The 19,558-nt window shown below is 59.0% G+C and carries 12 protein-coding genes and 2 pseudogenes; 8 read left to right on the forward strand and 6 right to left on the reverse strand.

What is annotated here, in order from left to right; all coding sequences use genetic code 11:
• Positions 1 to 34: 34 nt before the first annotated feature.
• From recC to ACYZT9_RS04445, 6 genes are all read left to right on the forward strand, one after another.
• Positions 35 to 3,487: an exodeoxyribonuclease V subunit gamma gene (recC, locus tag ACYZT9_RS04420; protein ID WP_462008737.1), complete on the forward strand. Its 3,453-nt coding sequence runs from the start codon at positions 35 to 37 to the stop codon at positions 3,485 to 3,487.
• A complete protein-coding gene (gene recB / locus ACYZT9_RS04425) occupies positions 3,484 to 7,176 on the forward strand; it encodes an exodeoxyribonuclease V subunit beta (RefSeq protein ID WP_462008738.1) in 3,693 nt (1,230 codons plus the stop codon). The genes recC and recB overlap by 4 nt, the downstream gene beginning before the upstream one ends.
• Positions 7,173 to 9,281: an exodeoxyribonuclease V subunit alpha gene (gene recD, locus ACYZT9_RS04430; RefSeq protein WP_462008739.1), complete on the forward strand. Its 2,109-nt coding sequence runs from the start codon at positions 7,173 to 7,175 to the stop codon at positions 9,279 to 9,281. Before recB ends, recD begins: the two co-directional genes overlap by 4 nt.
• 118 nt (positions 9,282 to 9,399) lie before the next feature.
• Entirely contained in the window at positions 9,400 to 9,975 is a 576-nt protein-coding gene (locus tag ACYZT9_RS04435) for a YfiR family protein (protein WP_462008740.1), read from the forward strand.
• On the forward strand, positions 9,972 to 11,240 hold the full coding sequence (locus ACYZT9_RS04440; RefSeq protein ID WP_462008741.1) for a diguanylate cyclase domain-containing protein: 1,269 nt from the start codon (positions 9,972 to 9,974) through the stop codon (positions 11,238 to 11,240). Before ACYZT9_RS04435 ends, ACYZT9_RS04440 begins: the two co-directional genes overlap by 4 nt.
• Complete coding sequence (locus tag ACYZT9_RS04445) at positions 11,240 to 11,740, forward strand: OmpA family protein (RefSeq protein ID WP_462008742.1); 501 nt, start codon at positions 11,240 to 11,242, stop codon at positions 11,738 to 11,740. Before ACYZT9_RS04440 ends, ACYZT9_RS04445 begins: the two co-directional genes overlap by 1 nt.
• Here ACYZT9_RS04445 and ACYZT9_RS04450 read toward each other — a convergent pair.
• From ACYZT9_RS04450 to ACYZT9_RS04465, 4 genes and pseudogenes are all read right to left on the reverse strand, one after another.
• Positions 11,737 to 11,874 (reverse strand): annotated as a pseudogene (locus tag ACYZT9_RS04450) (LysR family transcriptional regulator); the annotation flags it as partial. The gene ACYZT9_RS04445 and the pseudogene ACYZT9_RS04450 overlap by 4 nt on opposite strands.
• A gap of 135 nt (positions 11,875 to 12,009) precedes the next feature.
• The gene (locus tag ACYZT9_RS04455; protein WP_462010153.1) at positions 12,010 to 12,366 is read right to left on the reverse strand and encodes a hypothetical protein; all 357 of its coding nucleotides are present in this window, start codon (positions 12,364 to 12,366) and stop codon (positions 12,010 to 12,012) included.
• 46 nt (positions 12,367 to 12,412) lie between these two features.
• Positions 12,413 to 13,567: pseudogene (locus ACYZT9_RS04460) on the reverse strand (polymorphic toxin type 44 domain-containing protein).
• Between the two features lie 343 nt (positions 13,568 to 13,910).
• The gene (locus tag ACYZT9_RS04465; protein WP_462008743.1) at positions 13,911 to 14,858 is read right to left on the reverse strand and encodes a LysR family transcriptional regulator; all 948 of its coding nucleotides are present in this window, start codon (positions 14,856 to 14,858) and stop codon (positions 13,911 to 13,913) included.
• A 161-nt stretch (positions 14,859 to 15,019) separates the two neighbouring features.
• On the opposite strand from ACYZT9_RS04465, the gene ACYZT9_RS04470 reads away from it, so the two are divergent.
• Together ACYZT9_RS04470 and mmsB are read left to right on the forward strand one after the other, a co-directional pair.
• Positions 15,020 to 16,546 (forward strand): CoA-acylating methylmalonate-semialdehyde dehydrogenase, encoded by a 1,527-nt coding sequence (locus tag ACYZT9_RS04470; protein ID WP_462008744.1) that lies wholly within the window; start codon positions 15,020 to 15,022, stop codon positions 16,544 to 16,546.
• 10 nt (positions 16,547 to 16,556) lie between these two features.
• A complete protein-coding gene (gene mmsB / locus ACYZT9_RS04475) occupies positions 16,557 to 17,444 on the forward strand; it encodes a 3-hydroxyisobutyrate dehydrogenase (protein ID WP_462008745.1) in 888 nt (295 codons plus the stop codon).
• 171 nt (positions 17,445 to 17,615) lie between these two features.
• On the opposite strand, the gene ACYZT9_RS04480 is transcribed toward mmsB, so the two are convergent.
• Both ACYZT9_RS04480 and ACYZT9_RS04485 read right to left on the reverse strand, forming a co-directional pair.
• Positions 17,616 to 17,960, reverse strand: coding sequence for a cupin domain-containing protein (locus tag ACYZT9_RS04480; RefSeq protein ID WP_462008746.1), 345 nt, complete (start codon positions 17,958 to 17,960; stop codon positions 17,616 to 17,618).
• A 159-nt stretch (positions 17,961 to 18,119) separates the two neighbouring features.
• On the reverse strand, positions 18,120 to 19,523 hold the full coding sequence (locus tag ACYZT9_RS04485; protein WP_462008747.1) for an amino acid permease: 1,404 nt from the start codon (positions 19,521 to 19,523) through the stop codon (positions 18,120 to 18,122).
• Positions 19,524 to 19,558 lie beyond the last annotated feature (35 nt).

Consider the following 19,558-nt stretch of genomic DNA (forward strand, 5'->3'; position numbering starts at 1 on the left):
CCCCTAGCTTTTGTATTTTTCCAAGGAAGCCTTTATGCCGGACGCGACGTCCCTCAGTGCTGGTTTTATGGTGGTTCACGGCAACCGCCTGGACGAGTTGCGCAGCCTGGTGGTCAGCTGGATGCGGCGCTACCCGCTGGCACCCTTGGAAAATGAAATCGCTTTAGTACAGAGCAATGGCATCGCCCAGTGGTTGAAACTGGCGCTGGCTGAGGATCCGAAAGAGGACGACATGGGCGGCTGCGGTATCGCCGCAGCGATCGATGTGCAGTTACCGGGCAGCTTCATGTGGCAGCTCTATCGCATGGTCCTTGGACGAGATGAAATCCCGGTCAAATCCCTGCTCGATAAAGCTCCGCTGACCTGGCGCCTCATGCGCCTGCTTCCGCAGTTGATCGATCAGCCACACTTTGAGCCGCTGCAACGCTTCCTTACCCATGACACCGATTTGCGCAAACGCTATCAATTGGCCGAGCGACTGGCTGACCTGTTTGACCAATACCAAGTGTACCGAGCCGACTGGCTCGAAGACTGGGCAGAAGGTCGTCATCAATTACGCAACGGTCGGGGTGAAGCAAAAGCCCTGCCCCCGGCCAATTGCTGGCAGGCAGAATTATGGCGTGCATTGTTGCTGGATGTCGGTGAACAAGGCATGGCGCAAAGCCGCGCCGGCGTCCATCAACGGTTTATCGAACGCATCAATAGCCTCGACGTTGCGCCTGATGGACTTCCTTCACGAGTGATCGTTTTCGGTATTTCTTCACTTCCCGCTCAGGCTCTGGAAGCGCTCGCCGGGCTGGCCCGTTTCAGTCAGGTTTTGCTGTGTGTTCATAATCCGTGTCGCCACCATTGGGCGGACATCGTCGCCGATAAAGACCTGCTAAGACATCAATACAAACGTCAGGCTCGCAAGAGCGGCATGCCGGTTGTTCTGGATCCGCAAACCCTGCATCAGCATGCCCATCCCCTGCTGGCTGCGTGGGGCAAGCAGGGGCGGGACTACATCAATCTGCTCGATAGCTACGACGATCCCAATAGTTATCGCTCGGCGTTTCGTGACGGGAGAATCGACCTGTTCAGTGACAGCCAGCCGCTGAACATGCTCAGTCAGTTGCAGGACGACATTCTTGAATTACGTCCTCTGAATGAAACGCGTGAGCGCTGGCCGGCAGTCGATCTAAAAGCGGATCAGTCAATCCGTTTTCACATCGCCCATAGCCCTCAGCGCGAGGTGGAGATCCTTCACGATCAGTTGCTCGCCCGCTTCAGTGCAGATCCTGAATTAAGGCCTCGCGACGTCATCGTGATGGTTCCTGATATCGACAGCTACGCACCGCATATTCGTGCAGTATTTGGTCAGCTTGAACGCAATGACCCGCGCTTCATTCCCTTCACGCTTGCGGATCAGGGGCAACGTGGCCGCGATCCGCTGCTGATCGCAGTCGAACATCTGCTCAAACTGCCGGACAGTCGATTCCCCGTCAGCGAAATCCTCGACCTGCTGGACGTTCCTGCGCTACGCGCTCGATTTGGCGTGGAGGAGCGAGACCTGCCCACCCTGCATCGCTGGATTGAAGGCGCCGGCATCCGCTGGGGCATGAACGCCGGACAACGAGCGGGTTTGGGCCTGCCTCAGAAACTGGAACAAAACAGTTGGCGTTTCGGCCTGCGACGGATGCTGCTCGGCTATGCCGTGGGAAGTGGCAGTGCCTGCGAAGGCATCGAGCCCTACGATGAGATCGGAGGTCTGGATGCCGCGCTCATTGGTCCTCTGGTTGCGTTGCTGGACGCGCTGGAGATTGCCCATCAGGAACTCTCTCAATCGGCTCCTCCCAAGCGATGGGGCATGCGGTTGCAGGCGCTGATGCAGTTGTTCTTCCGGGCTAGTAATGAACATGACGACTACTTGCTGGCCCAGCTCGAAGAGCTGCGCGAAACCTGGCTTGAGACCTGTGAGTCCGTCGGTTTGCACGACGAATTACCGTTGACTGTCGTTCGCGAAGCCTGGCTCGCCGGCCTCGATCAAGGTCGCTTGTCCCAGCGCTTTCTCGCCGGCGCAGTCAATTTCTGCACATTGATGCCGATGCGCGCGATTCCCTTCAAACTGGTCTGTATGCTGGGCATGAATGACGGCGATTACCCGCGCGCTCAACCGCCCTTGGACTTCGACCTGATGGGCAGCGATTACCGACCGGGTGACCGCTCGCGCCGCGAAGATGATCGCTATTTGCTGTTGGAAGCGCTGCTGTCGGCATGTGACCAGCTTTATATCAGTTGGGTCGGCCGTAGCATTCGCGATAACAGCGAGCGTCCCGCATCAGTATTGATCGGCCAGTTGCGCGACCATCTTGCCAGCGGCTGGCGATTGCACAATGCAGATGAAGATCTGCTTGAGGCCATGACTCAGGAACATCCGTTGCAACCATTCAGCGCCCGTTACTTTCATGAAGGCGATACCCTGTTCAGCTACGCCAACGAATGGCAGGTGCTTCACAAAGCTATTGAGCCATTCACCGATAACAACATCCTGGACCGTTACGTTCAGGAAGAGCCGCTGAGCCTCGGTCAGTTGCAGGATTTCCTGCGCAATCCGGTGCGACATTTCTTCAGCCAGCGGCTGAAGGTGTTCTTCGAAGCCGCTGAAGTGCCGCTGGCGGATGAGGAACCCTTTGTACTTGATGCACTGCAACGCTATAGCCTCAGCGATAGTTTGCTCGCAGCTGCGCTGCAACAGATGGATCTCGCAGAAGAGGTGCTGGAATCGCAGGCAAAACGCCTGCAAAACAGCGGGCTGCTGCCCATGGCCGGTTTCGGAGAATGTCTGCAACGCGAGTTGATCGAGCCATTGCCGGATCTGCTGCAACGCTATCAACAACTTCTGGCGTTATGGCCTACACCGCTCACCAGCGCGCTGCCGGTCAATCTCGAACTCCAAGGTTTGCGCCTGGAAGGTTGGCTCAGCGGCTTGCAGCAACGTTCGGACGGTGGCTTGCTGTCTATCACCACGATTCCAAACAGCATTGGTTCGGTCAAGTCTCGCAAATGGCATCGCCTCACTCGACCATGGGTCAATCATCTGGTTGCCTGCGCCAGTGGCAGGACGATGACCACTGCGCTTGTGGCCAGTGACGACAGCTTGCTGTTGGGACCGATGGAAGAGGATGCCGCATTGCGGATTCTTGGCGACCTGTTGATGGCCTGGCAAACGGGCATGCGCCAGCCTCTGCCCATTGCAGTGAAAACAGGGTTTGCCTGGCTCACTCAGACCGATCCGGCCAAAGCCGATGCCGCTGCCCGCAACGCCTATGAGGGTGACGGCATGACCACTGATGGCGAGCGTCGGGAGAGTCCCGCACTTGCCCGACAGTTCACCGACTACGACGCGCTGATAGCCGACGAGACCTTCCCCGATTGGTGCACCGCCTTATACAAGCCAATGCTTGAAGCGCCGTGGCGCTCATTGACCAGCGAGGAGGCGCGCTCATGACCGCGAAAACACCGCTGGCCCTGGCATTCCCGTTGCGCGGCAGTCAACTGATCGAAGCCAGTGCCGGGACCGGGAAGACCTTCACTATTTCCGCGCTGTATCTGCGCCTGGTCCTCGGCCACGGTGGCGAATCGAGCGGCTTCGGGCGTGAATTGTTGCCACCGCAAATCCTCGTCGTGACCTTCACTGACGCCGCGACCAAAGAGCTGCGCGAACGCATTCGAACGCGCCTGGCAGAAGCCGCGCGGTTTTTCCGCGATGAAACACCGCCGCCGGATGCCCTGATCGCGGAGTTGCGTGATCAGTACCTTCCGGAGCAGTGGCCCGGATGCGCGAACCGTCTGGACATCGCTGCGCAGTGGATGGATGAAGCGGCTGTCTCGACTATCCACAGTTGGTGTCAGCGAATGTTGCGCGAGCACGCATTCGACAGTGGCAGTCTGTTTACCCAGACGCTGGAAACCGATCACAGCGATTTGCTCGGCGAGGTTCTGCGCGATTACTGGCGATTGTTTTGCTACCCGATGCAAGGCGACGCACTGAACTGGGTGCGCGGCAACTGGGGCGGTCCGGCGGCCTTGTTGCCACGAGTCCGTGGATTGTTCGCCAGTGAACGCAACAGCGTCGAAGGCAAAGCGCCTGCCGAACTGATCGTCGAATGTTTACAGGAGCGACGTGCAGCCTTGATCGAACTCAAAATGCCCTGGCGTCAGTGGGCAGACGAGTTGCTTGCGATCTGTCACGAGGGTGTTGCGAGCAAAAGCGTTGATGGTCGCAAAATGCAGGCGCGTTACTTCGAACCTTGGTTCGAAAAGTTAAAGGCGTGGGCTGAAGACGAATTGCTTGAGCAGTTGGATATTGGCACCGGTTTCACCCGCCTGACCCCCGATGGCATGGCTGAAGCGTGGAAAAAGGGCGAGGTCCCCGATCATCCCGGGCTGGACGCGATGCCCGGCCTCAAGGTCAGTCTCGATCGCTTGCCGACTCCCGATGCGATTGTTCTGCAACACGCCGCTCAGTGGGTGGGGGCACGGTTCGAGGCAGAAAAGCGGCGCCGCGCGGAAATGGGTTTTGATGACATGCTGCTGCGCCTCGATGCCGCGTTGCAGTCCGAAGGTGGCGAACGCCTGGCGACCTTGATCCGCGAACAGTTTCCGGTGGCGTTGATCGACGAGTTCCAGGACACCGACCCGGTGCAGTACCGGATCTTCGAAAGCATCTATCGCATCGAAGACAACAATCCCGAATGCGGGCTGTTCCTGATCGGCGATCCGAAGCAGGCGATCTATGCCTTCCGTGGTGCCGATATCTACACCTACCTGCGCGCCCGCCAAGCCACTGCTGGCCGACTGCATACTCTGGGCACTAACTTCCGTTCCAGCCACGGCATGATCGGTGCGGTAAACCATGTATTCGAGCGCGCCGAGTCGCGCGAGGCCGGACGGGGCGCGTTCCTGTTTCGCGAAAAGAATGGCGAAAACCCCGTGCCGTTTCTGCCGGTCGCCTCTCAGGGACGCAAAGAAATTCTGAGCATCGAGGGGCAGGTTTTACCGGCGCTGAACATCTGGCAACTGTCCGCCGATCAACCCCTGTCCGGCGCGGTTTACCGAAAAAAACTGGCCGCTGCTTGCGCCAGTGAAATCACCGCGTTGCTGAACGGCGGACAGCAAGGCAAGGCAGGTTTCATCCAGGACGGCAAGGATTTCAGGGGCTTGTTGCCGGCGGATATCGCGATTCTGGTGCGCGACGGTAAAGAAGCTCAGGCCGTCCGCGCCGAACTCTCCGCCCGTGGTGTGCGCAGCGTTTATCTTTCGGACAAGGACTCGGTGTTTGCCGCCCAGGAAGCTCACGATCTGCTGACCTGGCTCAAGGCCTGCGCCGAGCCGGATGTCGAACGCCCGTTGCGGGCAGCGTTAGCGAGCATCACGTTGAACCTGTCGCTGGCAGAACTTGAGCGGTTGAATCAGGACGAGCTGGCCTGGGAAGCGCGCGTCATGCAGTTCCGTGGTTATCGCGAGCTCTGGCGCAAGCAGGGCGTGTTGCCGATGCTGCGACGCTTGCTGCATGACTTCCAGCTGCCTCAGGCATTGATTGCGCGCAACGACGGCGAGCGGGTGCTGACCAATCTGCTGCACCTGTCCGAGCTGCTGCAACAGGCTGCCGCTGAACTTGATGGTGAGCAAGCGTTGATCCGGCATTTGTCCGAACATCTGGCGCTTTCCGGTCAGGCGGGTGAGGAACAGATCCTGCGTCTTGAGAGTGACGAGCAACTGGTCAAGGTCGTGACCATTCACAAGTCCAAGGGGCTTGAGTATCCCCTGGTGTTTCTGCCGTTCGTGTGTTCGGCAAAACCTGTAGACGGTAGCCGTTTGCCGCTGCATTACCACGACGAAGCGGGAAATGCTCAGGTGACCCTGAAGCCCACGCCCGAGTTGATCGCACTGGCGGATGATGAACGGCTGGCCGAGGATCTGCGTTTGCTTTATGTGGCGCTGACCCGGGCTCAACACGCCTGCTGGCTCGGCGTCGCAGACCTCAAGCGCGGCAATAACAACAACTCGGTGTTGCATCTCTCTGCGTTGGGTTATCTGTTGGGCGGCGGTGCTCCATTAGCGCAGTCGCAAGGTTTGAAGCGTTGGCTGGAAGACCTGCAGCAGGATTGTCCCGCGCTCAATTTCAGTGAAATGCCTGAAAAGACCGACGAGCAATATCATCCACCGCAAAACGATGCGACCTTGCTCGCTCCGCTGATTCCCAAGCGCAAGGCCAGCGAAAACTGGTGGATTGCTTCCTACAGCGCCCTGCGCATCGGCGAAAGTCTGAGCGTGGGCAGTGACGAAGCCCCTGAAAACCCGCAAGCGCAAAAGCTGTTCGATGACGAGCGCCTCGATCCTGAATCGCCGCGCGAGGTGATCGCCGGCGGTGCCGATATCCATCGATTCCCTCGCGGTCCGAATCCCGGCACCTTTCTCCATGGTTTGCTGGAGTGGGCCGGTGACGAAGGTTTTGCCGCCACGCCGAAAGCGTTGGAAGACGCCATTGCCCGTCGCTGCAATCGACGCGGCTGGGAAGGCTGGATCACCACGCTGAGTGAATGGCTACAGCACTTGCTCAAGTCCCCGATGCGCATCGGCGCCGGGCGGGCGCCCGTGACCCTGGAGCAATTGAAACACTACCGTGTCGAGATGGAGTTCTGGTTCGCCAGTCATAAGGTCGATGTGCTCAAGCTCGACGAACTGGTTCGCCAATACACCCACAACGGCGTTGCCCGGGTCGCGGCAGAGCCGGTGCTGCTCAATGGCATGTTCAAAGGCTTCATCGACCTGACGTTCGAGCACGATGGTCGCTATTACGTCGCCGATTACAAATCCAACTGGCTGGGCGTCGATGACATGGCCTACACCGAGCAGGCCATGGAACAGGCTATCCTGGACAATCGCTACGACCTGCAATATGTGCTGTACCTGTTGGCCCTGCATCGCCAGCTCAAGGCGCGGCTTGCCGATTACGATTACGACCGGCATGTCGGGGGGGCGTTGTATCTATTCCTGCGCGGTACGCGAGCGTCCAGTCAGGGCGTGTATTTTGCCCGTCCGCCAAGAGAACTGATCGAGCGTCTGGACCGGTTGTTTCAGGGTAAACCGGAACCCAAGGCCGAACCGGCCTGGGAGCAGGGAGTATTGCTATGAGCCGCACCTTCGCCGATTTGTTGCCCACCCCGTTGGCAGCCGAAAGTCTTGCGAGTCTGGCGCCGTTGAGTCGCGCCGATGATTTGCTGTTGTTGCTCACGCGCTGGGTCGAGCGCGGCTGGTTGCGAGCGCTGGACAAAGCCTTCGTTACCTTTTTGCACGAGCTTGCCCCCGATGATGATCCGCTGGTGCTGATGGCGGCCGCGTTGACCAGTCATCAACTGGGTCACGGCCATGTCTGCCTGGATCTGTTCGAGACTCTCAAGGAGCCGGACTTCGCCCTGTCGTTACCACCGGAAGGCGATCTGCAAAGTGGCGCCATGCTGCTGCCTTCGCAATTGCTTGAGACGCTGGACGGCGCCCATTGGTGCAAGGTCCTGGCCTCCAGCCGTCTGGTTGCATTGGCGGCCGATAGCAGCGAAAAGGCGCAGCAAAGGCCGTTGGTGTTATCGGGAAAGCGCTTGTACCTGCGCCGTTACTGGGCATACGAGCGACGTATTGATAACGCGCTGCGCTTGCGTCTGGCGGAACACGAATCCACACCAAAGGACTTGCTCCAACGCCTCACCGGTTTGTTCGGCCCGGCCAGGCCCGGCGAGGTGATCGACTGGCAGAAACTCGCGTGTGCCTTGGCGACCCGCAGCGCGTTCAGCATCGTCACCGGCGGTCCCGGGACCGGCAAGACCACCACGGTCGTGCGGTTGCTGGCATTGCTCCAGGCACCGGCGGTGGAGGCTGGCAAACCACTGCGCATCCGCCTCGCCGCTCCCACCGGCAAAGCGGCGGCACGGCTGACGGAGTCCATCAGTCAGCAAGTCCGGACACTGGAAGTTGCTGAGGCCGTACGAGAAAAAATTCCGTCGGACGTCACCACTGTGCACCGCCTGCTCGGCAGCCGTCCCGGTACCCGCCATTTCCGCCACAACGCCGGTAACCGCTTGCCGCTGGATGTTTTGGTCGTCGACGAAGCGTCGATGATCGACCTGGAGATGATGGCCAATCTCCTCGACGCCATGCCGGCCCATGCCCGACTGGTGCTGCTCGGTGACAAGGATCAACTGGCATCGGTGGAAGCCGGCGCCGTACTGGGCGATTTGTGTCGCGACGCCGAGGCGGGTTGGTACACCTCGCAGACGCGCCAGTGGCTGGAAATGGTCAGTGGTGAAAATCTCGGCACCAGCGGTTTGCAGGAAGACACCCACGGCACTCATCCGCTGGCCCAGCAGGTGGTGATGTTGCGACACTCGCGCCGGTTCGGCGAGGGCAGCGGTATTGGCCTGCTGGCGCGCTGGGTCAATCAGCAACAACCCGAAGAAGCTCGCAAGTTGTTAGCGGCTGGAAGCCATGAAGATGTGTTTTCCCTGTCCCTCAAGGGGGAACAGGACAGGGCGCTGGAGCGCTTGTTACTCGAAGGCCATGGCGATGGACCGCAAGGTTATCGGCATTATCTGAGCCTGCTGCGCAACCGGCGGCCACCGCTCGACAGCGCCCTCGATGATCCACGCTGGATCAATTGGGCGCGCGAAGTGCTGCAAGCCTTCGATGCCTTCCAGTTACTGTGCGCCGTACGCAAAGGGCCTTGGGGAGTGGAAGGCCTGAATCAGCAAGTGACAGAAGCGCTGCTCAAGGCCCGACTGATCGACAGCAATCAGCAGTGGTACGAAGGTCGGCCGGTACTGATGACCCGCAACGACTATGGCCTGGGCTTAATGAACGGCGACATCGGCATTGCTCTCAAGCTGCCGGAACGCGAGGGTCCCGACGCTGGGCGTCACGTGCTTCGCGTGGCCTTTCCGCGCAACGACGGCCAGGGTGGTGTGCGCTTTGTCCTGCCGAGCAGGCTGAATGATGTCGAAACCGTGTACGCCATGACCGTGCACAAATCCCAAGGCTCCGAGTTCGCCCACACGGCGTTGATTTTGCCGGACGCCCTGAATCCGGTTCTGACCAAGGAACTGATCTATACCGGCATCACCCGCGCCAAACACTGGTTCACGTTGATCGAACCTCGAAACGGCGTGTTTGAAGAGGCGGTGCGACGCAAGGTCAAACGCTTGAGCGGGTTGATGCTGGCGTTGGAAGAGGCTGTGCCACCGCGGGATTGAGGAAGCAGCGCCCGAGTACGGAAACTGTAAGAGGCGCCGCCTTGCGCAACCTCGCGGGCGTTTCGGCGCTATGCTATCGTTGCGGCATCATCCTGTTACGATCGAAGAGAATCCCTGCATGAAGGTGGCTGTCTGGACGACAGAGCGCATTGTTGTCTGCAAGCAAGTCATGCTGGCAGGCATTCTCTGTTTGCTCAGCGGCCTCGTTTTCGCGCAAGCAAAAACGCCATCCGGCACGGCCGATCAGCGCGCCCAAGCCGTCACGCAGGTTGTGCTCGGCATACTCAGTTATGCCCGTTGGCCTGTTGAGCCAGCACACCTGCACTTATGCGTAATCGGTCCCACCGAATACACCGACAATCTGGTCAAAGGCACGACCCAGGCCACCGGTCGGCCTGTCACCGTGAGCCGGTTGCTGGCCGACAACCCGTCCATTGTCGGTGAGTGCGACGCGGTGTACATCGGCAAACTGACCAGCGAGGAACGCAGCCGGCTATTCGCTTCGCTCGCGGGGCGGCCGGTGCTGAGCATCAGCGAAAGCGACGACCCATGCACCGTCGGCAGCCTGTTTTGCCTACGAGTCAGCGATGAACAAGTGTCCTTTGAGGTCAATCTGGACTCTGTCGCCCGCAGTGGCGTGCGAATTCACCCCAGTGTGCTGCAACTGTCCCGCCGCAAGCCGGCGGCACCATGAAGCTATTCAAACCGGGTAGCCGCCCGACCTTGCGCTCGGTCATCGGGCGCGGTCATTTGATCGTTGCACTGGTGGCTGTGGCAATGGCCAGTGTCTCGCTGACGTTGCTCGGTGTTCTGGCTTTGCGGGTCTATGCCGACCACAACCTGCACCTGATTGCACGCTCCATCAACTACACCGTGGAAGCGGCGGTGGTGTTCAACGACAAGGTGGCCGCCACCGAAGCGCTGGCATTGATCGCGTCCACCGAAGAAGTGGCCGATGCCCAGGTGCTGGACGAGCAAGGCACGTTGTTGGCGCGTTGGCAGCGGCCGGAAACCGGATTGTTCTCGGACCTTGAAGTGCAAATGGCAAAAGCGTTTCTGGAAAAACCGATCAGCATGCCGATTGTCTATCAGGGCCAGAAAATCGGCAGCATCCAGCTCACCGGCCACGGTGGCAGCCTGATGCGCTTTCTGCTCAGTGGTCTGGTGGGTATCGTGCTGTGCACTGCCATCAGTGCCTGGGTAGCGCTTTATCTGGCGCGCCGACAACTTCGGGGGATCACCGGCCCGCTGCGCAACCTGGCTTGCGTGGCTCACGCCGCACGCAGCGATCGTGCCTTCGACCGGCGCGTACCCCCCGCCCGCATTGCCGAACTCGACAGCCTGGGCAACGACTTCAACGCATTGCTCGATGAGCTCGAATCCTGGCAAACCCACCTGCAAATCGAAAACGAAACACTGGTCCACAAGGCCAGCCATGACAGCCTCACCGGGTTGCCGAATCGTGCGTTTTTCGAAGGCCGGTTGATTCGTTCACTGCGTAACGCCAACAAGCTTAACGAGCGGGTAGCGGTGCTGTTTCTCGACAGTGACCGGTTCAAGGAGATCAACGATAATTTCGGGCACGCCGCTGGCGATGCAGTGCTGGTGGCGGTAGCCAGCCGCGTTCGCGCGCAGCTGCGCGAAGAAGATCTGGTGGCACGTTTGGGGGGCGACGAATTTGCCGTCCTGCTGAGCCCGCTGCACAAGACCGAAGACGCCGAGCGGATCGCCGATAAAATCCTTGCGAGCATGGAAGTGCCGATCCCGTTGCCGGGGACGACGCACGTGTTGACGTCTCTGAGCATCGGCATCGCCGTGTACCCCGATCATGGGACGACGCCTAGCGCTCTGCTCAATGCCGCCGATGCAGCCATGTACCAAGCCAAACGCCTCGCCCGAGGCGCTCAGCACACGTCAGGCGCGGAGCGCCCTGTCGCCGATGTTCAAACCAGGAGCTAATGCACGTGTTTTCTCTCACCTTGCGATTTTTCACGATCACCCTGTTCATGGCAGTGTTGGCCTTGACCGGCTGCCAGACGGCACCGCAAAAAGGCCTGACCCCGGCCCAGGTCGCAGTGCTCAAACAGCAAGGTTTCGAATTGACCGATGAGGGCTGGGCGTTCGGCCTGTCCGGCAAAGTGTTGTTTGGCAGTGATGTCGAACGTCTGAATTCGCAGAGCACCGTGATCGTTCAGCGCATTGGCAAGGCGTTGCTGGGCGTCGGGATCGAGCAGGTGCGGGTCGATGGTCACACCGACACGTCGGGCAAAGAACCGTATAACGAACAGCTGTCCCTGCGCCGTGCGAAAAGTGTCGGCAACGTTCTGACCGCAGTGGGCATGAAAGAACAAAACATCCAGCTGCGCGGCCTCGGCAGCAGCCAGCCCGTTGCCTCCAACGACACCGCAGGCGGCCGAACCGAGAACCGCCGGGTGTCGATCGTGGTCAGCGCTGATTAGTCGGCGAATACCATGCCCCGCGTTTCCGCCATCAACAGCCCCCGATTCTGCTCAGTGACTTCCCTGATGTAATCCCACAACAAAGTGATTCGCTTGAGCTTCCTCAGGTCCTCGCGGCAGTACATCCAGAACTTCAAGGAACTCAGGTTACTCCTTATCACTCTTGGAGTTAGCCAAAGTGGGACTTTGGGCGAAGCCTTTGGGAATGTCGTCTGTATTCTACTCGGTGGCTGTACTGAGTGACCTTGCCGTGGTGCTGGTAGGACGCCTCAGGGGCGGAAAGGGTCAGGTTCGCCTGCACACTGTTTCAAACGACTAATAACGTCAGGGGCAGTTATAGCAGTGTCGATTCGACCTGTAGCATCAAGGTAAATGTCTATCATCCTTCCCCATTTCGGCGTTACATAGAAACACCTCTGAGCCCCCTTGTCGGTCCACCAATCGAACCTCATGAAGAAATCCTTATCAGGAAAAATATGGCCCCACTCAACGGATGCGCCGCCACCTATGGGCATTTCACCCTTATAGATTCGATGCTGAGTGTTCCAGATGTATCGAAACTCTTCCTTTCCTTCATGTGAAAAATTGACTGCTACGACTGGAGACGCCAAGTACCAAAATGCAATCGGGAAGACTAATAGGACGACAAGCGCCCAACGGCCATACCTGGTTTTAGTTTTGCTTGCATTTGTGTTCACGGATGCCTGCCCCCCATGCTTCTGGTGCTACTGCAAGTACTTCGTTCATTACCATTTTTGCCGTAACCCCCCCATTCGGATGTTGGCTGAATAGCTTAATCCCAATGCTGATCGAAGTCCGGTCCGGGGCGTCGTCCCATGCACGTAGCCCGTCAATGTCGGCCGAGCGATTCGGCCCCGGAAGTTTTCTTTCCTCTTTAGGTTTCTTCAGGACCTCGCCCACTTTTCTGAGTGAGTCTGAAACGATCTGCTCGGCGCCTGCACCATCCAAAAGGACGCTTTCGGACAGTCCACCAGCTCGCCCAACGTATCCATAGTGGATGTTCGACCAAATATCATAGAAGTAATCGTAATCACCCTGTTTGTGGTAGACGACGCCATTGTATTTCGCGGCGAGTATCGGCTTGTGGTCCCACGGGCGATCTTGACCCACACGCTCAGTAAAAAGAGCCATAGCAGCCGCGCCATTTGAAGCACCAATAGCTTGGGGGCTGGTTGCACCAATCTGGGCATATCAAGGCAGCGCCATTTGCTTGCGTGTCTCCTCCGCTACGTCGTAGCTGAGCAGCGCCTTCATCTTCAAGACTGATGGATGGTTAATGTTGGTGTTCATCTCTCCAGCGATGTAAGTCGCAAGTTCTTCCATCATGTCAGGGTCTTTACAGACGGCAGGTTCCGCTTTTGCCTCAGGCTTCTCAGCGGCTGCTTTAGGTTCAACCAATGCGTTCGCCGCTTTGGCCTTCTCTGTGAGCTTAGGGTCGGCCAACAAGGAAGCCATCTTCTCGTCGTCCACAGAGCCATCAGGCCGGAACGCTCCAAGGGCCATGAAGTTGATGATGGTTGCGCCACCAGCGTCCCCCATGACAAAGCCACCACCGACATCCCCAGACCCCGTTATGATCGTCCCGCCATGGCTGGTAGGACTCCCTAAGTGGGCCATAGGACGGCCATTCACCTGAATGGAAGGAAAGCCTGTAGTGATGACCGCCCCACACCCGCAGGTATCACCAACACGAGCGGAGCCCATAAAGTTAATGTTGACGTCACCGCTGGCAGAGGCAATAGGGGTAGTGCCGTGACCCGGCAATGGGCAGACGTGTTTGTCACCCAATCGAGCAGAAGAAATCATTGCGTGTCGTCCTTGCGTCTTTCATTCCATGGGACCGTAACCGGTCTTTAAGCTGGCTCGCGGAAGGCTACCGGAAACTGATGGAGGAGTCAGTAAGACAAGTCCTAATACTGACCGGAGCGGCCCTATGAGAATCTGACAGAAAAATCTGCATGACCACCTCAGTACGGGGTGTGCAGGCGTCCCACCATGGGAGCCCTCGCGTGGCCTTTATCCCATGCCTGTTCGTCTCTGCATTTCGTTATCGAGGTGTTACAAGTTGAGTACCAACTCCTCTTACAAACCGTTGGAAAAGGCCTTCTGACCTCGTTACGATGCCGCCACCTGATTCCTTGAAAAACTGTCAATCGGCGAACACCATGCCCCGCGTTTCACCCATCAACAGTCCCCGATTCTGCTCAGTCACCTCCCTGATGTAATCCCACAACAGGGTAATCCGCTTGAGCTTCCTCAGGTCCTCGCGGCAGTACATCCAGAATTGCCGCGTGATGTTGATCTCTTCCGGCAACACCGGCAGCAGACGCGGATCCTGCGCCGCCAGGAAGCACGGCAGAATCGCCAGCGACCGCCCTTGCTGCGCCGCCACGAACTGCGCAATCACGCTGGTACTGCGTAAGTTGGCACTGGCGCCGGGCAGCACGTTTGCCAGGTACAACAGCTCGGAGCTGAAGGCCAGATCGTCGACATAACTGATGAATGAATGCTTGCCCAAGTCTGCCGGGCGGCGGATGGGCGGGTGTTTGTCCAGATAGTCCTGGGTCGCATATAGCTGCAGCTTGTAGTCGCAAAGTTTGCAGCAGACATACGGGCCATGTTCCGGGCGTTCCAGGGCGATGACGATGTCCGCCTCGCGCTTGGACAGGCTGATGAAGTGCGGTAGCGGCAGGATGTCCACCGAGATCGCCGGGTAAGCATCGACGAAATGGCTGAGCTGCGGGGTGATGAAAAAGCTGCCGAACCCTTCCGTGCAGCCCATCCGTGCGTGACCGGATAGCGCCACACCGGAACCTGATACCTGTTCGCAGGCCATGTGCAGAGTGCTTTCAATCGACTCGGCATAACCGAGCAATCGCTGACCTTCGGCGGTCAGGACGAAACCGCTGGTCCGGGATTTCTCGAACAGCAGTGTGCCCAATGCTGCTTCCAGCGAACTGATGCGCCGGGACACGGTGGTGTAATCCACTGCCAGGCGCTTGGCCGCGGTGCTGGCCTTGCGGGTGCGGGCGACTTCGAGGAAAAACTTGAGGTCATCCCAGTTCAGCGAACCTAACGACGTGATGTTTTTTTGCATGATGGACCGGCTTTTATGTGCGTTCTTATTAGAAGTTTGCACATCTATACTCCAAAAACAGTCCGACAACCATTCGCGACACACGCCTCATCTCAAGGCGACTTTCTCGCCTTGGCTCCCTAGATAGCTCTCTAAATAAGAACAAAGTCCCGGAGACCAACATGAACGCATCGCTCACGCCAAACGAAACCACTGTGCAGAAGGTCAAGCTGTTGATCGACGGCGAGTGGGTCGAGTCCCAGACCACCGAATGGCACGACATCGTCAACCCGGCGACCCAACAAGTGCTGGCCAAGGTTCCGTTTGCCACGGCGCAGGAAGTCGACGCCGCGATCAGCGCCGCCCATCGCGCCTTCCAGACCTGGAAGCTGACGCCGATCGGCGCGCGGATGCGCATCATGCTTAAGCTCCAGGCGTTGATCCGCGAGCACTCCAAGCGCATCGCCGTGGTGCTCAGCAACGAGCAGGGCAAAACCATTGCCGACGCTGAAGGCGATATTTTCCGTGGCCTGGAAGTGGTCGAACACGCCTGTTCCATCGGCAGCCTGCAAATGGGCGAATTCGCCGAGAACGTCGCGGGCGGTGTCGATACTTACACCCTGCGTCAGCCAATCGGCGTGTGCGCCGGCATCACCCCGTTCAACTTCCCGGCCATGATTCCGCTGTGGATGTTCCCGATGGCCATCGCCTGCGGCAACACCTTCGTGCTCAAGCCGTCCGAACAGGACCCGATGTCGACCATGCTGCTGGTGGAACTGGCGATCGAGGCCGGCGTTCCGGCGGGCGTGCTTAACGTCGTTCATGGCGGCAAGGACGTGGTGGACGCGCTCTGCACTCATAAAGACATCAAGGCTGTTTCCTTCGTCGGTTCGACGGCGGTCGGCACTCACGTCTACGACCTGGCCGGCAAGCACGGCAAGCGCGTGCAATCGATGATGGGCGCGAAGAACCACGCCGTGGTGCTGCCGGATGCCAACCGCGAACAAGCGCTGAATGCACTGGTCGGTGCCGGTTTCGGCGCTGCTGGTCAACGTTGCATGGCCACGTCTGTGGTGGTGTTGGTGGGCGCGGCCAAGCAATGGCTGCCCGACCTGAAAGCGCTGGCACAGAAACTCAAAGTGAATGCCGGCAGCGAGCCGGGCACTGATGTCGGCCCCGTGATTTCCAAACGGGCCAAGGCGCGGATTCTCGATTTGATCGAGAGCGGCATCAAGGAAGGCGCCAAACTGGAGCTGGACGGTCGCGACATCACCGTTCCTGGCTTCGAGAAGGGCAACTTTGTCGGCCCGACCCTGTTCTCCGGCGTGACCACAGAGATGCAGATATACACCCAGGAAATCTTCGGCCCGGTGCTGGTGGTACTTGAAGTAGATACGCTCGACGAGGCCATCGCACTGGTCAACGCCAACCCGTTCGGCAACGGCACGGGGCTGTTCACCCAGAGCGGTGCGGCGGCGCGTAAATTCCAGAACGAAATCGACGTCGGCCAGGTCGGGATCAACATTCCGATTCCGGTACCGGTCCCGTTCTTCAGCTTCACCGGTTCGCGCGGTTCGAAACTCGGTGACTTAGGCCCGTATGGCAAGCAAGTGGTGCAGTTCTACACTCAGACCAAGACCGTCACCAGTCGCTGGTTCGATGACGACAGCGTCAACGACGGTGTGAACACCACCATCCACTTGCGTTAAGGAGCCGGACATGAAAATCGCTTTTATCGGTCTCGGCAACATGGGCGCGCCGATGGCGCGCAACCTGATCAGGGCCGGCCACTCGCTGCGGCTGGTCGACCTGAACAAAACCGTTCTGGCCGAGCTGGAGCAATTGGGCGGCAGTATCGGCGCCACCGCCCGTGAAGCGGCTCAAGGTGCGGAACTGGTGATCACCATGCTGCCCGCCGCTGTGCATGTGCGCAGCGTGTGGCTGGGTGAAGACGGCGTGCTGGCGGGGATCGCCAAAGGCGTGCCGGCCGTGGATTGCAGCACCATCGATCCGCAGACGGCGCGTGATGTGGCGGCTGCGGCAGCCAAACAAGGCGTGGCCATGGCGGATGCGCCGGTGTCTGGTGGCACTGGCGGTGCAGCGGCCGGGACGCTGACCTTCATGGTCGGCGCCACGCCGGAACTGTTCGCCACCCTGCAACCGGTGCTGGCGCAGATGGGCCGCAACATCGTCCATTGTGGCGAAGTCGGCACCGGGCAAATCGCCAAGATCTGCAACAACCTGCTGCTGGCGATCTCCATGGTTGGCGTCAGCGAAGCCATGGCGCTCGGTGATGCACTGGGGATCGACACCGGCGTGCTGGCCGGCATCATCAACAGTTCTACAGGGCGTTGCTGGAGTTCGGAAATGTACAACCCGTGGCCAGGCATCGTCGAAACGGCGCCGGCCTCGCGCGGTTACACCGGCGGGTTTGGTGCCGAACTGATGCTCAAGGATCTGGGGCTGGCCACGGAAGCGGCACGTCAGGCGCACCAACCGGTGGTGCTCGGCGCAGTGGCTCAGCAGTTGTATCAGGCGATGAGCCAGCGTGGGGAAGGTGGCAAGGACTTCTCGGCGATCATCAACAGCTACCGCAAACCGCAGTAACAACCGTTTTCAATCTGTGGGAGCGGGCTTGCTCGCGAAGAGGGAGTGTCAGTCAACATCAATGCTGTCTGACACTCCCTCTTCGCGAGCAAGCCCGCTCCCACAGTTATCGCACGCACCTCTCGGCATTTACCGGGACATCACGTCGGGTGATCTCCCGGTTTTTTTGCATCAGGCAAACACGAAATACTTGCGCACGGTTTCAACCACTTCCCACGTGCCTTTCATGCCCGGCTCGATGACGAAAATATCCCCCGCACGCAGATGGATCGGGTCTTTTCCTTCCGGGGTGATGATGCAATACCCCTCGCGGAAATCGCAGTATTCCCACTTCACGTATTCCACATACCACTTGCCCGGCGTGCAGATCCAGGTGCCCATGATCTTGCTGCCGTCTTCGCTGGTGTAGGCGTTGAGGTTGACGGTGTGCGGATCGCCTTCGAGTTTTTCCCATTTGCAGGCGTCGAGCACTGGCAGCGGGTGGGTGTCGCGAAGAACGGTAATCGGTGCGGACATGATGACTCCGGGCGTGAGGGAGAACTGAAGTCGCACCCTATAGGGCCTGATGCGGCAACAGTTGTCTGTGCTCGACATCGAGGTGTCCAGAAACGCTCGGTGCATCCAAAAAAAACGCCCCGGTATTCATGAAATGCCGGGGCGTTTTTATAGGCGTGGCTATTGAGCCACTGGCAGATCTCTATGTCGGGCCATGCGCAACCGGTAGCAACCGTAGATCACCAACACCCACACCGGCATGGCATACACCGAGGCACGCACCGGCGGAATCATCCAGATGACGCAGATGATCACGGCCATGAACGCCAGGCAGAGGTAATTGGTGTACGGCGACCAGAAGGCCTTGAAGCCTGGCACGATGCCGCGCTGGACCATGGCCTTGCGAAACTTCAGGTGCGTCAGGCTAATCAGCGCCCAGTTGATCATCAGTGAAGCGACCACCAAGGCAAACAGCAACTCAAGCGCTTCTTGCGGAGCGACGTAGTTGACCAGTACCGCCAGCATCGTGATCAGCGCCGATACGCCCAGCGCCAGTAACGGGACGCCTTGTTTGTTCAGCTTCATCAGAACCTTGGGTGCGTCACCTTGTTCGGCCAGGCCGAAGAGCATGCGGCTGTTGCAGTAGACACCGCTGTTGTAAACCGACAGCGCCGCGGTGAGCACCACGAAGTTGAGGATCTGCGCGGCGGTGTCGCTGCCGATCAGGGCGAAGATCTGCACGAACGGACTGCCGCTGTAGGGATCGCCCGAGGCGCCCAGGGTCTGCAGCAGTTGATCCCAGGGATACAGCGACAGCAACACGGTGAGCGCGCCAACGTAGAAAATGAGCACCCGGTAAACCACCTGATTGATGGCCTTGGGAATGACCTTTCTCGGCTCGCTGGCTTCAGCCGCAGTGATGCCGACCAGTTCCAGACCGCCGAAGGAAAACAGGATGAACGCCATCGCCATCAGCAGACCGCTGTAGCCGTTGGGGAAGAAACCGCCGTGGCTCCACAGGTTACTCACCGACGCTTGCGGGCCACCGGTGCCGCTGAACAGCATGTAGCAGCCCAGCAGGATCATGCCGATGATGGCCACGACCTTGATGATCGCGAACCAGAACTCCATCTCGCCGAAGACTTTGACGTTCAGCGTATTGATCAGGTTGACCAGCACAAAGAACACCGCCGCGCTGACCCAGGAGGGCACCTCCGGCCACCAGAACTGCACGTATTTGCCGACGGCTGTGAGCTCGGCCATGCCCACCAGTACATACAGCACCCAGTAGTTCCAGCCGGACAGGAAGCCGGCAAAGCCGCCCCAGTAGTTGTGAGCGAAGTGGCTGAACGAGCCGGCCACCGGTTCTTCGACAATCATCTCACCCAGTTGGCGCATGATCAGGAAAGCGATGAAACCGGCAATCGCATAGCCGAGGATCATCGACGGTCCGGCGGACTTGAGCACTCCCGCGGAGCCCAGGAACAGCCCCGTACCAATGGCGCCGCCCAAAGCAATCAGTTGAATGTGGCGATTTTTCAATCCGCGCTTGAGCGTTGTCTGTTGCAAAATTTCATCCGCCATCTGCTTCCCTTATTGTTGATTGTGTCCAGCCTGAT

It is taken from the genome of Pseudomonas sp. ZT5P21, assembly GCF_054897785.1.

Excerpts from the sequence above, each read along its gene's own strand:
- mmsB (WP_462008745.1), top strand. The coding sequence starts at position 16,557 with ATGAAAATCGCTTTTATCGGTCTCGGCAACATGGGCGCGCCGATGGCG.
- ACYZT9_RS04465 (WP_462008743.1), bottom strand. The coding sequence starts at position 14,858 with ATGCAAAAAAACATCACGTCGTTAGGTTCGCTGAACTGGGATGACCTC.
- ACYZT9_RS04470 (WP_462008744.1), top strand. The coding sequence starts at position 15,020 with ATGAACGCATCGCTCACGCCAAACGAAACCACTGTGCAGAAGGTCAAG.
- ACYZT9_RS04480 (WP_462008746.1), bottom strand. The coding sequence starts at position 17,960 with ATGTCCGCACCGATTACCGTTCTTCGCGACACCCACCCGCTGCCAGTG.
- ACYZT9_RS04485 (WP_462008747.1), bottom strand. The coding sequence starts at position 19,523 with ATGGCGGATGAAATTTTGCAACAGACAACGCTCAAGCGCGGATTGAAA.
- recD (WP_462008739.1), top strand. The coding sequence starts at position 7,173 with ATGAGCCGCACCTTCGCCGATTTGTTGCCCACCCCGTTGGCAGCCGAA.
- ACYZT9_RS04440 (WP_462008741.1), top strand. The coding sequence starts at position 9,972 with ATGAAGCTATTCAAACCGGGTAGCCGCCCGACCTTGCGCTCGGTCATC.
- ACYZT9_RS04435 (WP_462008740.1), top strand. The coding sequence starts at position 9,400 with ATGAAGGTGGCTGTCTGGACGACAGAGCGCATTGTTGTCTGCAAGCAA.
- recB (WP_462008738.1), top strand. The coding sequence starts at position 3,484 with ATGACCGCGAAAACACCGCTGGCCCTGGCATTCCCGTTGCGCGGCAGT.
- recC (WP_462008737.1), top strand. The coding sequence starts at position 35 with ATGCCGGACGCGACGTCCCTCAGTGCTGGTTTTATGGTGGTTCACGGC.
- ACYZT9_RS04445 (WP_462008742.1), top strand. The coding sequence starts at position 11,240 with ATGCACGTGTTTTCTCTCACCTTGCGATTTTTCACGATCACCCTGTTC.